The organism is Parabacteroides sp. TM07-1AC, from assembly GCF_003480915.1.
Classification (GTDB): domain Bacteria; phylum Bacteroidota; class Bacteroidia; order Bacteroidales; family Tannerellaceae; genus Parabacteroides; species Parabacteroides chongii.
Genome location: NZ_QUKD01000006.1, coordinates 36612 through 50611, shown reverse-complemented (window position 1 = coordinate 50611; position 14000 = coordinate 36612). Strand labels below are relative to the sequence as shown.

Below are 14000 nucleotides of genomic sequence, written 5' to 3'. Positions count from 1 at the left end.
AACTGAAGAGAGTAAAACTACGTAGTCTATTTCAAAAAAAATCAGATTAATTAAAAAATAAAATAGAAAGTAGTAATAGATCTTTCAAATCCTTCCGAAGAAAAAGAACTGCATTACGTATATGAGTCTCCACCGTACGCACAGATATATCCATCACTTTTGCTATATCTTTATGAGGCAGATCATGATAATAACATAAACGAAATGCTTCTGCAGTTTTAGGAGGGAGTTTATTCACGGAAATTTCGATCAATTCACGAAGGTCCTGATTAATTACTTGTTTCAATACATCATTAGAGTCGACTCTGTTATTAAGAAAAGCTATCCGTGCTTCTGCAAGCTGCACACGTGCTTCATATTCTTCCACAACCATCTGGTGCTTGATATGATTCAAACATTTATTTTGTACCCATTTATAGAGAAACGATTGTATATTCTCCGCATCAATCATCTGCTTTTGTTCCCAATAAAGGGCAAATACGTCCTGCACCAAATCTTTCGCAACGTGTTCATCCACAAAACGGCAAGCCAAAGCCATTAATTTCGGATAGAAACATTCAAAAAAAGATCTGAAAACGACGTGATCCCCCTCTCTTACTTTTTGTATATCTACTGGATACATATACGCAAAGATAATAAGAACACATATACAAATTAGACAGATTGAAATAAAAAAAGCTCCGAATCAAAAGATTCGGAGCTTAATCTGTTGTCTCACGAGGATTCGAACCTCGACAGACAGAACCAAAAACTGTAGTGCTACCATTACACCATGAGACAATCCGGCGCTTTATTTAAAGCGATGCAAAGGTAAGAATAAATTCTTACCCTGCAAGCATTTTTTCTATTTTTTCTTCCTTATAGGAATATAGCTATCGCCATTCCAATCTCCAGCATCTTACACTAATTTGTATTCGAACACTTTTGCGTTTGATATATATCAAACGAATAAAGCACATATATGCTTCTTTCATTTGATAATTGTGTTCCTTTCGTTTAATATTGCTGGAACGATTGTTTGTTCAGTATTATTTTGCGATCAACAAATAATAATTCTTTTTACCTCTCTGAACCAACAGATACTTTTCATCCAATAGAGAAGAACAGTCGATAACAGTTTCAGCATCAGCCAATTTCTCTTTGTTGATACTGATACCACCACTCTGTACCAGCTTACGCATTTCACCTTTAGATGCAAAAACGGCTGCTTTCTCAGTGAACAGGTCGATTGCCTTTACGCCGGCACTCAACTCATCACGACTGATCTCAAACTGCGGAACACCATCAAATACGGCCAACAAAGTATCTTCATCGAGCTTCTTCAAAGCTTCAGAAGTAGAGTTACCGAACAAGATATTGGAAGCTTCAACAGCAGCTTCGTAATCTTCCAGAGAGTGAACCATCACCGTGATCTCTTTCGCCAAACGTTTCTGCAAAGGACGAAGATGAGCAGCAGCTGCCTGTTCTTCTTCCAGGGCAGCGATCTCTTCTTTACTCAGATCCGTAAATATCTTGATATATCTTGCCGCATCCGCATCACTTACATTCAACCAGAACTGGTAGAATTTATAAGGAGAGGTATAACGACGGTCCAACCACACGTTACCCGATTCTGTCTTACCGAACTTACCACCGTCTGCTTTCGTGATCAACGGACAAGTAAGGGCAAATGCTTCACCACCTGTTTTACGACGGATTAATTCCGTACCGGTAGTAATGTTACCCCACTGATCGGAACCACCCATCTGCAAACGGCAACCTTCATTCTGATACAGGAACAGATAATCGTATCCCTGCAATAATTGATAAGAGAACTCAGTGAAGGACATACCTACGCTTGATTCGGAGCTAAGACGCTTCTTTACAGAATCCTTAGCCATCATATAATTAACAGTCAGGTGTTTACCGATATCACGGATAAAGTTCAGGAATGAATAATCCTTCATCCAGTCATAGTTGTTTACCAACTTGGCTGCATTAGGAGCATCCGAATCGAAATCCAGGAATTTAGCTAACTGCTTTTTAATACTTTCCTGATTGTGACGAAGTGTTACTTCATCCAGCAGATTACGCTCTGCCGACTTCATTGAAGGGTCTCCGATCATACCGGTGGCACCACCGACCAGAGCGATAGGACGGTGTCCGGCACGCTGCAAATGCTTCAGCATCATGACACTAACAAGGTGTCCGATATGTAATGAATCGGCCGTCGGGTCAATGCCTACGTACGCAGAAGTCATTTCTTTCTGTAACTGCTCTTCTGTTCCGGGCATCATATCATGAATCATGCCCCTCCATCTTAATTCTTCAACAAAATTCATCGTTTTAATTATAGGTTTATATTGAATGCGGGCAAAGGTACGACTTAAAATTGAGAATTGATAATTGACAATTGACAATTATTTGATACAGCAAGGGTTAGTATACCTTGTTCCGGGAATTAACGGATAAAAGAAATACATTCTGTACATTCTTTTCCAATGTAGCTGTAAGCTCTTCAAGGGATATACACAAAGAGGATGCTATTTTCCGATAAACCGAACGAATATCGATTGCCGCATCATCTGTTTCTGCAAACAAACGATCCGGCCATGCTGCCTGTAATGCCTGTTGATTGAAATACTCTCTGAAAGACAGGAAAAAGCCTTGTTTAAGCAGTTGTTGAGCCAATATGCCATTTCCACGGAAACCATGAATAATCCAGGGGACACGGGGTTTCATCGATTTCCTCTGCATAATCAATTCATCCCATGCTTTTACACAATGAATAATAAGCGGTTTACCGCTCCTTTCCGCCAAAGCAGCCTGCTTTGCAAATACATCCGACTGAATATCCAATGGTGTTTCTGACAATTTATCCAATCCGGCCTCACCGACAGCTACTACAGAGGGACACAAGACTGCTGACTCCAAACGGAGGAATTGTCCTTGTACATTATTATATATATACCACGGATGGATACCTACCGAACACCATTGCCCGGAAAAAGAGTTTTCTTCCTTTTCATTTCCTATAATCCTGTTGATGATTGTAACATCCTCGGGATCGATAGCCGGATGATGCGCATGTATATCGTAATAATTCATAATCTACGGTACGGGATCATATCCGCTTCCCCCCCAGGGATGGCATCGGAGTATACGTTTTACAGCCAAGTAAAGGCCTTTTATTGGACCATGCTTTTTGAGGGCCTGCACAGCATATTCGGAACAGGTAGGAGTATACCTGCACGAAGCCGGTGTCATAGGTGAGATGCAATATTTATAGAAATAGACCGGCAACAGGAGCAGTGCAGTAAAGAATTTCTTCATTATTCTTTTTCGCGCAATATCCGGATCGCTTTCGTCATCGCTTTCTCCATATCCGTAAAAGGATGAATCTCTTTATCCACATAAAGGAAAGCAATCAGCATGCGCTTGTTTTTTTCTGTCAACGGATCGATCAGATCGTATTTACGTACCCGGTAGGCTTCACGTACCTGACGTTTGATCAGGTTTCGTTTTACGGCACGTTTGAATTTTTTCTTGGGGACGCTGATCAGGATAGAGACAGGAGCAGACATCTCTTCCTCCAGCGGTAAATAAACGACCCGTAGTGGAAACGCCACAAATGATTGTCCTTTTTCAAATAACAGGTCAATGTAACGTTTCCACGACAGGCGTTCTTCTTTTGAAAGGGTATACCTTCTATTTTCCATTCTTTTTGTTTCCACCCAACTCTTTCTTCAGATATAAATCCAAAGCAGCTGTCATTGAAGGAGCTTCAGGTGTAGGCGCTTCCACATCCAATCGAAGACCGGCATCCTTAACAGCTTTTGCCGTCGTAGGTCCGAAGCACCCGATTTTGATATCCTCCTGCTTAAAATCCGGGAAATTTTTCAACAAAGAAGAAATACCTGAAGGACTAAAAAATACCAACATATCGTAATCGAATTTCTCATCTTTAGCAAATTCGTTACTAACAGTTCTATACATAACCGCCTTTACATAGCTGATTTTTTTAGCTTCAAGCAAACTCAACAAATCATCCTTATGCACGTCAGAAACCGGCACCAGATATTTTTCCTTTGCATGTTTTGCAATAACAGTCACCAAATCTTCAGGCTTTCCAGTCTGACCGAAAAATATTTTACGCTTCCTGTATACAATATACTTCTGAAGGTAAACTGCAATAGCTTCCGTCATACAGAAATATTTCATTGTTTCCGGAATAGTGACACGTAGTTCTTCACATAAATGGAAAAAGTGGTCAATAGCTGTACGCGCAGTAAAAATTACCGCCGAATAGTCCAGAATAGAAATTCTCTGCTGTCTGAACTCTTTGGAAGAAAGAGCTTCAACTTTGATAAAAGGACGGAAGTCGATCTCGACCCCATATTTCTCTGCAATGTCGAAATACGGTGACTTCTCGGATGCAGGCTTCGGTTGTGATACCAGCAACTTTTTGATGTTCAATGCCATAGAGTACTCGTCTCAATAAAGTTATACAAAAAAATCATACCTTCGTACAAAAATATGAGGGGTAAGATTTCTTGGGTGCAAAGGTACAAACTAATATACAAAAGTCCGATATTATTCTTGTGAAATATACGTATTGTCTTATAAATTATTACAAAACGGCACAAAAAATAGAAAATACAAAACATTATCACGGGAGCCAATGTTTTACTTCCTACGAACATCAACCAAACGACCGGAATATATAACAAAATGCCCCACGCTCCCATAATGGCATTATAATTTTTCTTCCAGAACTTGTACTTCTCTGGCACTGCAAAAACGAATCCCAACAGATAATAACTCAGTTGTTTGAACTGATAGAACAGGAACAGCACACCCAAAATGGCCGTAATTGCCAGCAAAACCTCTTTCCCGTCCACGTAACTGACCATTTCCCTTGTCCGGGCTATTGAAAACAGGGCGATACTACAAAGTAACAACGCCTGGAATGTCATGAAATTACGAAAGAAAGAACCACGCTTCCCGGCCGTTTCATCAAACAGGTTCTGCCGTTCTTTCAGATATACCACATCTTTCATCATCTTTACAAAATGCTGAAAATTAGACCGGAATATTATGGCAAAGGCAATCAACAAGGATAGCAGCAGCGTGAATATGACATCATCCACCAGCTGTCCGTCCCACAAACGAATGCCTACATATCCTTCAAACAGATCCATCTACTTTTTATTTCGCGCAAAGGTAGGGATTTTTTTCAGTTGACAGGTGACAGATGACAGTTGACAGATTTTTTAGCGGATTTTCCTAACTGTCAACTGTCACTTGTCAACTATCAACTAAAAAGGCTTTCCTTTATAATCTCCCCGACTGTCGGATGCGGGAATACGATCGACTTCAGTTCCTCAGCCGTCATACCTTTTTCAATGGCAATACCTGCAATAACGATCAGCTCGGAAGCCGGATTACCCAGCAGGTGCGCTCCTATCACTGTCTCGTCTTCCGACAGGATCAGTTTACATACACCGTTACCCTGCTCATTTTCCGCCACAAAACGACCGGAGAAAGCCATCGGCAGTTTCTTTACGGTATAAGGGATTCCGTCCGCCTGCAATTCCTCTTCCGTCTTACCTACGCCGGCTATTTCAGGATTGGTATAGACTACACCCGGAATTGCTTTATAGCTCATACCGGCTCCCGCCTTGCCCAGGATATGTTTAATCGCCACTTCCGCCTCACTGACTGCCGTATGAGCCAGCAGGGAGAATGCCGTGATATCGCCACAGGCATAGACATTCGGAAGAGATGTCTGCATATATTCATTGACTTTTATGCCATTGCGGAAAGGTTCAAGCGATAAAGTCTCCAGTCCGAACCCTTTCGTCACCGGCCGGCGGCCTACACTCAGCAAGACCTTTTCACCCTTGATCACAAAACTTTCTCCATCTTTCTCAACAGTCACTTCACCTTCGTGGACAGCCGTCACTTTATGGCTCAGATAAAATTGAATGCCTCTCTTGGCATATTCAGCCTGAAGCATTTCAGAAAGCTCCTTATCCATCGGACCTAGTATCTTATCCAGCATTTCGACTACATGAACTTCGGTTCCCATGCTATTAAAGAAAGAGGCAAACTCCATACCGATCACACCGCCTCCGATGATAACTAGAGAAGCAGGAAGCTCTTTTGTTTGCAGGGCTTCACGGCTGGTCCAGTAATCGGTTTCCGCCAGACCGGGGATAGGAGGAATAACCGTTTCCGATCCCGTACACAACAGCAGGTTTGCTGCTTCATACGTTTCTTCACCACAGGCGATAGAGATTGTACCGTCAGCTGCACGTCCTTTTATCTCCGCTTCCCCAACAACAACTACGACACCATGTTCCGTCATCTTCATACGGATACCGGCGGTCAGTTTCTTTACAACCTTATTTTTACGGGCAATAATCTTAGGGAAGTCGAAAGTCGGATTCTCTGCCTTAACAGCATATTTCTGTGCATGTTTTATGGTATCATACACTTTAGCAGAATAAAGAAGTGTTTTCGTAGGAACACAGCCTTCATTAAGGCAAACACCGCCTAACGCGTTCTTTTCAAACAACACAGTGGACAGTCCACTCGCTGCCGCTTTTTCAGCAGCCGTATAACCGGCAGGTCCCCCGCCAATTATAGCAACATCGTATTTCATGTTATCAGATTTAATTAAGTTTTATATTTGGATTCCTTCATTGCGCCTGATCTCAATATCCGGATTGAATTTCTTCAGCAGCTTTACAAATTCTTTTTCATTCTGCGGGGATATCAGCATCCACATTTTGCCTTCTTTCCAGATCACAATCCGATCCAGGGATAAAGAATAGCTAAAAACAGGGAGAATAGACGGTTGTAGCGCCTCTATATCGGCAATGGCGATTTCCTTTTTAGGAAAGAAACCACAACGGAGCAACAACATACCGTCTGCCGTAACCACATAGTACGTATTGAAAAACACATGCAAGGTCAATGCACTGGCAACCAATGTAGTAACAATTGCCGCCACATTCTGATGCAGCAGGGATACGACGCACAAAACTGCCAACACAATGATCATCAGGTGGTACCACCACCCGATCTTAGATTTAAAGACTCTATCCATTTCACGAATTTTCGCGCAAGATAGTCATTTCTTCATTTACTTGTTGTAAAGCGGCCACAAAACCTTCGGTATCGACCGGGTGGACCGTGTTGGTATACTCCTTGTCTTTATAAGGCTTCGCATAATAGATCACTACACTACCCGACTGCTTGACAAAAAGCTTTTCCATATCTTTTATCGGGATCGCCACAAAATTACCTTGTGTCAGATAGCCTTTATCTATCTTATAAGGATATAATGCAGGCACAATAAGAACAAGGATCAGAATATAAGCAGCCGGCTGCCATATCTCATTCAAATACAGTAATCCAAAAAGGATAAGCATACTAACCGCTATCGCGACATGTTTTGGAGTCACTATTCTCTTTCTAAACGTCTGCTTTTCCATAACCTTACCTATTAAAGTTAGTAATAAGCAATATTACAAAATTCTACCCACATTTAAAAGCTTATTGGGATATATATTCTCTACAATCCCGAAGAACCCGTAAAACTCGTTTTAAACGAGGCAAATTTCGTTTTAAACAAGATTTTTCTCGTTTTAAACGAACTGGAGACTCGTTTTAAACGAATTTTAGGTCCGTTTAAAACGAGAAAATGCGCTGTCAAGAAAAGACTACCGCTTTTTAAAGTACAGCTGTAAAGACAAATTGCTCTATAATAGTATTATAGTTCATATTAATCAATGATAATAACTTTAATATTCTATCTTTGGAATATAAACAGATCTGTAAGACTGATGTAAGCCTAAAATCGTACGTAACACCGTTCCTTTTTTATCCGTAAAGACCACAGTGCTCGTTTGTGTCGAGCCGAACATCAGTAAGTTTTCGTTCAATATCTGGACATTGCTCATATACGGGGAACTGTATTCCGGCAAGGTCACTTCCATAGTAACATCTGCTTTCCGGGATTTTTCATCGACAGCATAGATCAATGCACGGGAAAGATGTGCGCTGATGCCATTATCAAAAACCAGCACCTCGTCCGGTTTCAAAGGTTCCACACAGTGCATGCCATTGGCATATCCCATTTCAGGCATATCCACATTCCCGTCTTTACCCACCCGGTACAAGACCTTTCCTGTCGATCTTTCTATCTTCCACAACTCGCTTCTCCAGTTGAAAGACATATAAATATTCCCTTCCGAGTCAAAGTTAACGGAATTGGCATGCAACCAGTCGTCTTTATACCAGATCGGATTTTCCAATACGCTGGTGACCGGCACCATCTCCATAATATTAGGATCGTCTGCCGGGTGCAACTCGCCGAAACAATCCCATTCCTCCAGCTTGTTACCTTCCATATCAAAGATGGTATAACCGTCTCCCCATACAGTTTCCTCCTTACTTCCTCCACGCTCGGTAAGGTCGAATGTCTTAGGTGTATAATTGACCAATATCAGGTTTCCGTCCGGCATGCGGCGAATATCATGGTGGGCATAGAACTTATCGAATACCTTATCCAGTAATTTCTTGCCCGTCAGATCCATGACGACCATCTCATTCCCAGTATAATCCTTTTCGGCATAAGCCCCGATGATGCAACAGATCGTATTTGTCTTTTCATCGAAATTCGCCACACGTACAGCTTTCTCCATATTCTGATACCATACCACATTCCCTTCAGTATCGACCATCGTAATATACCCGGGCCGGTCTGTCTTCATCAACAGAATATATCCGGGAAGGCTTTCTTCCAATTTATTAATCGGCATCGAATAGACGGGGACACCTGCAGGCAACGAGGCTGTCGTAAATTTATACTCGTCGGAAACAGTCGACGCACTGCCTGTAGAGGCCTGTACCTTAAATGTATATTGAGTTTCCGGCTCCAGCAAGACCAATGTCGAAGTTGCAGAACCGTCAGACTCTGCCAAAACGGTCGTCTTTTTCGATGTTTCGTCGTCGTTCTTCCAATATTCGATCTGATAGTTTACTCCCTGTTTAAATTCTATATTGACATCCATCCTCAATACATTATCCGATTGAGGAGAAACCTGTATCGACCGGATCAATTCTGTCGGAGCCACTTCTCCTTCCGGTTCATCACTACACGCTACGAAAGCGAGCAATAACATCATACACAAATACTTCGTAAAATTCATACTATTAAATTTATTGATTAACGAATGGCTATTTCATCCAGCATGGTCCATACATCGCTTTTGGCATCCCGATGCCACATAGGACAGACCGGCACTACTTTAACCTTAACTTTTATATAACGGGCCTCACAAGGTGCAAACCTTACCCCGAACACTTTTGTTTTATAATTCTTCTTCCGGTCCATATCATTCTCCGTCCGTCCGACCGGCTTATACGTCCGGTTGTCGGAAGAAACAGATACCTCCATGCCTTCCGGAAGAAACAGGCGGTCAAGAATAGATTGAATGAAACGGGCGTCTACTTCCGAAACGGTTTCGTTCTTTTCCAGATCGACCGTTATTTCAAAATCATCATGTTTAAAACCCAGCCAGTTCTCATCGTAATTCCGCCCCCCCAGCATGCCGTCCGTCAGTGAAAGGGCTCCCTTCGCACGGTATTGGGTAAGCGGCAGGTTTACTGTTACCGGTTTACCCAGCGCCTTGTTTCCTTTCGCCAAAAATTTCAGATATTGTTGGGGAATATCCGTCATTTCCTCTTTATATTCATCGACAGGCGTCATCCATTCACACAGACGGCGCGTGTGGTTCTCTTTACAGCAAACGATAAAATGATCCAATTTATGAAGGAACTCTCCGTTTACAGACAAGCTTCCGTCTTCTCCCTCTACAAGGAATCCATGTTTGCCGACAGGCATCAGGTTTGCTTGTTCCAACTCGGTAAAAATAACAGGCAGACGGGCAAACTGCACACGGGCAGTCAATTCTTTATCCCCTGAAACTGCAGCTTCCGCCCTGTCAAAACACTTGTTATAAGCATCCAGATTTTCCGGAGACAAATAACCGTTGATGGGTGTCAGGGCATTTCCGAAAATACTCAATTCTTCTCCGCTTTTCTCCAGATTATCGTGCAACAGGGTCATATACTCTTTGATATATTGACCGGCTTTGCCGTAATACCCGGTGAGGAAGTCGTCTATCACGGCATCCAGATCACAGTCCGGGTTCCACAACAGTTTAGCAGCGACATACGCCCGCAGGTAACACATCTCTCCCGCCGGTTCCGGATTTCCCTGCGAGAAAACGGAGGTCACATGGTTGCCCGCGAAATATTGCATATTAGGCTGCAACGTTCTGAAATTAGGAAAAGGAGTGTATAAATTACTGAATTGAACAATATAATCCCATAGCAGGATATTCCGGGAAATCTTCGCCCAGTCGTCCATGTCTTTCCTGAAACCGGCACTCAATGTGTCCTGCGGTATAGGCTTGCTGCGGTTACATTCGATATTACAAAACATAATATTCACATTAGCTGCCGGTTTTGCCAGTTTAGGCGCCTTGCGGGTAAACTGATATGCCAAAGTCGAGATTATCTTATCCGGATAACGTCCCGCCACTTTATTGATGAACCGAATCAGTAAACCGGAAGGACTTTCCTCCTCTTCATAGGCCTTTTGGCAAGCATCGCATTTACAGTAATTGTAATTGTCATTCTGGCTCACTGACCAATACAAGGCTTCCGGTTTTTCAGACATGCAGAAATCCAGTTCTTTACAAAGAACATCGAGTAACTCCGGATTGCTCAGGCAAAGCTGTGAAGGGACCCGCTCTCCCTTTTCATTCATCGCAAAATATTCAGGATGACGGTTAAAATACTTTTCCGGTGGAACCAACGTACCGAATGTATGTACCCAAAGCCCCCATTTGCCCCTATCGACCCAACTGGTAGGGGTTTGTGTCAAACGCAGCCAATCAAAAAAAGCATTGTCGTTGGCACAGACATACAACATATTCCTGGAGGTAATGGCCGGAACCTGCCAATCGTCTATATCTACTGGTAGCGTAACAGTAGTACGTTGTGGAACGACTTCCACTGTCGGCGTATATTTTCTGCATCCCAGATATTTCTCCAACAATTCATAAACACCGTAAAGGGTACCGTAGCTGTTCCCACCCATTATATAGAGTTTACGCCCATTCGTTTTAATATAAAAACCATCCTGCTCCAATTTATCCGACGAAATAGCTAACGGAATGATCCTGTTGGTATTTCCGATCGAAATCTCACACTCTGCAGGAGCCGCATTGTCTTCCACGACCGGCAGCATGACACCTGCCATTTTATCCAGGTATTCGTTCAGTTCCTTTGCCGCCCTCTGCTCTGTCATTGTCGGAGACTGGGGAATCACAATCACATAATCACTCTTTCCGGCACTTATCAACTCCAGATCATGACTACAGGCACCCAGCCCCATAGTATAAAGAATGACAATCAAGATAGTTACTATATTTCTCACGGGATTATATTTATATTAGACGGATGGATACGCAATCATTCATGATAGCGGTATTTCACATAATCAAAAAGACCGTAGTTGTCCTGTGTCGGCTGATGGTCTCCTATGAATTTCAAATTCTCTACACTACAAAAAATATAAAAAGCATACTCTTTACCGAAGGTTTGTTGTACCGTACTGACAATCTTTTTATCTATCAGCCAGTCCACCTTATAGTTGCCGTCTACCAAGGTAAGATCGATTTCAAAAATATGCCACCCTGTTTTTATCTTCACGGGAACAGATTTGAACGGATGGTCCTGCGTGGTCATGTAAGCGATCATTTCATCCGGACCAGCCCCCAATTCATCCCGGACTTCCTGTTTTCCGTATCCTACTTCAAAATCTATTTCATGGTGATCATCACAATAGATCCAGGAGCCGACACTAGCCTGGTCTCCTTTACCCATTTGCGGAATATACGTTTTCCAGGTATAACGTCCGGTTGTATATATTTTATCTGCCGTACGTACCTTTTTCCTATCCCACGAACCGGCTCTCGTGAAGATACGCAGTTTCCCCTTCTCCAATAGGCACTGCTCGTCTGGGTTATCGTCCTGGTGTGCATAAACCCATCCCTCCAAATCTTTAAAGTTCCAGACTTTTTTCTTAGGAGATTGTGCATATACGTTCATTGTACATACAATGAACATCAAACAAATAAGTAGGCATATATCCTTCTTCATATTCGGTCTGTTTTATCGTTATGGTATTAAACTGACAGATAGGCTACCCGCAAAAACAGGCGCCTATCCGTATATCAATTATCATTTAGAAAAACTTCTGCAATTAGCTAGGTCCGGATTCAGGTCCAACTCCCTTTTAGGAACCGGGAAATAGCGCCTGATATCGTTATCCGTCAAATCCTGCGGGTATACTTTCCATTCAGAGGTATAATCAGCGTTCGGATCTTTCGAATTCTTCTGCCGCCATTCGGATTTCAACTTTATGGCTGCTATATATTTATTCAGGCGGTCTTTCCATAATCCCATACGGATCAGGTCGGGACGGCGTACGCCTTCATTGTTCAGTTCCAACAGACGTTCATCACAAATCGCATCGCGTAATGCCTCTTTCGAAGAATAAGAAGCCAGCGACAAATTATGGGCGTCATCCTGGAATGCACGGCTTCTGATCTGGTTAATCAGGTCGACAGCTTCTTGTGTCGGACCGTTCAGTTCGTTCAGGATCTCCGCTTTACACAGAATAATATCGGCAAGACGAAGCATCGGCATATTATTCTTGGTATTATAATTATAGGTACCCGGGCGAAGATATTTATACTTTTTAGTATAGGAAGCACCCAGCTCGTTAATTGTCTGCGTTTCTGAGTCTGCATATACTGTACCTACCTTTTCTATCGATTCTGGGATCTGATAATATCTGGGCTTCGGAGTTGCATCGTTATCATATACATTCCTGAACTGAGTCACCAGTAATTCAGAATAACGTTCATCTGCCTTATCGAACTTCCAGGTCAGTTCCAAAGGAACGCTGAACAGGTTCCATCCCATATCGTAATCCCACGGAGTAAAGTTCATACCGATGTCGGAACTACCGGAAGGTATATCCTGACTGGAACGTACGGTAAAAATCAGTTCATTATTATACAAAGTAGCATCTGTTTCCGGGTTGAACACATCCCATACTTTGGCCTGAAGTGAATAAACACTTCCGTTCAAAGCCAGTACTTCATTCGCATATTCAAGTGCTTTTCTCCATTCGGAAGCATCGTCACCGCCGGATAAACGGGCACGACCGGCTGCCCGCATATGCAGACGGCATAAGAAACCTGCCGCAGCTCCGTAAGTGGCTCTTCCGGCATCCAGCTTATCACTGTAACTCTGGGGTAATGCAGCCTTTGCAGCATTCAGGTCTTTATCGATCTGTGTTTCTATCTCTTCTATCGAAGCCGGAGGCAGAATAGCATCTACGGCCACGTCACTGCTAATAATCAGCGGAACAGTATAATACAAATCTGTCAGTTGATAATAGGCAAAGCCGCGCATGAAATAAGCTTCTGCCAATAATCTGTTCTTCAATTGTGCAGCGGCGGCCTCATCATCCCCAAATTCAGCATCAGGAATCTCAGGGATCTTATCGAGTGCGATATTAGCACGGCTAACAATCTTATAATAACCGTTCCAGGAAGATGCAACATCCTGATTCGTACTCATTTTCAGTTCATTCAACAATTCACAGTCCATTTCTTTCATAAAACAGGCATCTGTCGTCATGTCATTCAGATAGAAAATCGCCCTGTTGGATACTCCGTGGAGAGGTTCATACATCGAGTTAACAGCAGCCGTTGCATCGTCTTTCGTTTTAAAAGCATTCTCCGACGTCAGTTCCGAATAAACGACCTCTTCCAACGTGCTTTCACAGGAAGTCATGATGCCTGCCGAAAGAAATGCTGCAGTATATACCAATCCTTTTTTCAATATGTTATTCATAACCGTATTCA

14 protein-coding genes are annotated in these 14000 nt (G+C 42.6%); all 14 read right to left on the bottom strand.

Going from position 1 to position 14000, the window contains the following annotated elements; genetic code table 11:
• Nucleotides 1–46: 46 nt before the first annotated feature.
• The 14 genes from DXD68_RS13575 to DXD68_RS13505 all read right to left on the bottom strand — a co-directional run bounded on the left by DXD68_RS13575 (nt 47) and on the right by DXD68_RS13505 (nt 13989).
• The gene (locus DXD68_RS13575; RefSeq protein WP_122362110.1) at nt 47–622 is read right to left on the bottom strand and encodes an RNA polymerase sigma-70 factor; all 576 of its coding nucleotides are present in this window, start codon (nt 620–622) and stop codon (nt 47–49) included.
• A gap of 406 nt (nt 623–1028) precedes the next feature.
• Complete coding sequence (gene tyrS, locus DXD68_RS13565) at nt 1029–2321, bottom strand: tyrosine--tRNA ligase (RefSeq protein ID WP_122362109.1); 1293 nt, start codon at nt 2319–2321, stop codon at nt 1029–1031.
• A gap of 97 nt (nt 2322–2418) precedes the next feature.
• A complete protein-coding gene (locus tag DXD68_RS13560) occupies nt 2419–3087 on the bottom strand; it encodes a TatD family hydrolase (RefSeq protein ID WP_122362108.1) in 669 nt (222 codons plus the stop codon).
• A 3-nt stretch (nt 3088–3090) separates the two neighbouring features.
• Nucleotides 3091–3312: a membrane protein insertion efficiency factor YidD gene (yidD, locus tag DXD68_RS13555; protein ID WP_122362107.1), complete on the bottom strand. Its 222-nt coding sequence runs from the start codon at nt 3310–3312 to the stop codon at nt 3091–3093.
• Nucleotides 3312–3698, bottom strand: coding sequence for a ribonuclease P protein component (gene rnpA / locus DXD68_RS13550; RefSeq protein ID WP_122362106.1), 387 nt, complete (start codon nt 3696–3698; stop codon nt 3312–3314). The genes yidD and rnpA overlap by 1 nt, the downstream gene beginning before the upstream one ends.
• Nucleotides 3688–4455 carry a uroporphyrinogen-III synthase gene (locus tag DXD68_RS13545; protein ID WP_199715687.1) on the bottom strand — a complete coding sequence of 256 codons (768 nt, stop codon included), beginning with the start codon at nt 4453–4455 and terminating at the stop codon, nt 3688–3690. Before DXD68_RS13545 ends, rnpA begins: the two co-directional genes overlap by 11 nt.
• Complete coding sequence (locus DXD68_RS13540; protein ID WP_122362104.1) at nt 4452–5180, bottom strand: DUF4271 domain-containing protein; 729 nt, start codon at nt 5178–5180, stop codon at nt 4452–4454. The genes DXD68_RS13545 and DXD68_RS13540 overlap by 4 nt, the downstream gene beginning before the upstream one ends.
• A gap of 113 nt (nt 5181–5293) precedes the next feature.
• The gene (lpdA, locus tag DXD68_RS13535) at nt 5294–6646 is read right to left on the bottom strand and encodes a dihydrolipoyl dehydrogenase (RefSeq protein WP_122362103.1); all 1353 of its coding nucleotides are present in this window, start codon (nt 6644–6646) and stop codon (nt 5294–5296) included.
• Between the two features lie 21 nt (nt 6647–6667).
• Nucleotides 6668–7093, bottom strand: coding sequence for a PH domain-containing protein (locus tag DXD68_RS13530; protein ID WP_122362102.1), 426 nt, complete (start codon nt 7091–7093; stop codon nt 6668–6670).
• Between the two features lies 1 nt (nt 7094).
• A complete protein-coding gene (locus DXD68_RS13525) occupies nt 7095–7481 on the bottom strand; it encodes a hypothetical protein (RefSeq protein WP_122362101.1) in 387 nt (128 codons plus the stop codon).
• 309 nt (nt 7482–7790) lie between these two features.
• Complete coding sequence (locus DXD68_RS13520; protein WP_122362100.1) at nt 7791–9200, bottom strand: aryl-sulfate sulfotransferase; 1410 nt, start codon at nt 9198–9200, stop codon at nt 7791–7793.
• A gap of 17 nt (nt 9201–9217) precedes the next feature.
• A complete protein-coding gene (locus tag DXD68_RS13515) occupies nt 9218–11497 on the bottom strand; it encodes a DUF4838 domain-containing protein (protein ID WP_147382996.1) in 2280 nt (759 codons plus the stop codon).
• A 35-nt stretch (nt 11498–11532) separates the two neighbouring features.
• The gene (locus DXD68_RS13510; protein WP_122362098.1) at nt 11533–12222 is read right to left on the bottom strand and encodes a hypothetical protein; all 690 of its coding nucleotides are present in this window, start codon (nt 12220–12222) and stop codon (nt 11533–11535) included.
• A gap of 81 nt (nt 12223–12303) precedes the next feature.
• Complete coding sequence (locus tag DXD68_RS13505; protein WP_233577146.1) at nt 12304–13989, bottom strand: RagB/SusD family nutrient uptake outer membrane protein; 1686 nt, start codon at nt 13987–13989, stop codon at nt 12304–12306.
• Nucleotides 13990–14000: the final 11 nt, after the last annotated feature.

Excerpts from the sequence above, each read along its gene's own strand:
- DXD68_RS13575 (WP_122362110.1), bottom strand. The coding sequence starts at position 622 with ATGTATCCAGTAGATATACAAAAAGTAAGAGAGGGGGATCACGTCGTT.
- DXD68_RS13505 (WP_233577146.1), bottom strand. The coding sequence starts at position 13,989 with ATGAATAACATATTGAAAAAAGGATTGGTATATACTGCAGCATTTCTT.
- DXD68_RS13540 (WP_122362104.1), bottom strand. The coding sequence starts at position 5,180 with ATGGATCTGTTTGAAGGATATGTAGGCATTCGTTTGTGGGACGGACAG.
- DXD68_RS13560 (WP_122362108.1), bottom strand. The coding sequence starts at position 3,087 with ATGAATTATTACGATATACATGCGCATCATCCGGCTATCGATCCCGAG.
- DXD68_RS13510 (WP_122362098.1), bottom strand. The coding sequence starts at position 12,222 with ATGAAGAAGGATATATGCCTACTTATTTGTTTGATGTTCATTGTATGT.
- DXD68_RS13520 (WP_122362100.1), bottom strand. The coding sequence starts at position 9,200 with ATGAATTTTACGAAGTATTTGTGTATGATGTTATTGCTCGCTTTCGTA.
- DXD68_RS13530 (WP_122362102.1), bottom strand. The coding sequence starts at position 7,093 with ATGGATAGAGTCTTTAAATCTAAGATCGGGTGGTGGTACCACCTGATG.
- rnpA (WP_122362106.1), bottom strand. The coding sequence starts at position 3,698 with ATGGAAAATAGAAGGTATACCCTTTCAAAAGAAGAACGCCTGTCGTGG.
- yidD (WP_122362107.1), bottom strand. The coding sequence starts at position 3,312 with ATGAAGAAATTCTTTACTGCACTGCTCCTGTTGCCGGTCTATTTCTAT.
- tyrS (WP_122362109.1), bottom strand. The coding sequence starts at position 2,321 with ATGAATTTTGTTGAAGAATTAAGATGGAGGGGCATGATTCATGATATG.
- DXD68_RS13525 (WP_122362101.1), bottom strand. The coding sequence starts at position 7,481 with ATGGAAAAGCAGACGTTTAGAAAGAGAATAGTGACTCCAAAACATGTC.
- lpdA (WP_122362103.1), bottom strand. The coding sequence starts at position 6,646 with ATGAAATACGATGTTGCTATAATTGGCGGGGGACCTGCCGGTTATACG.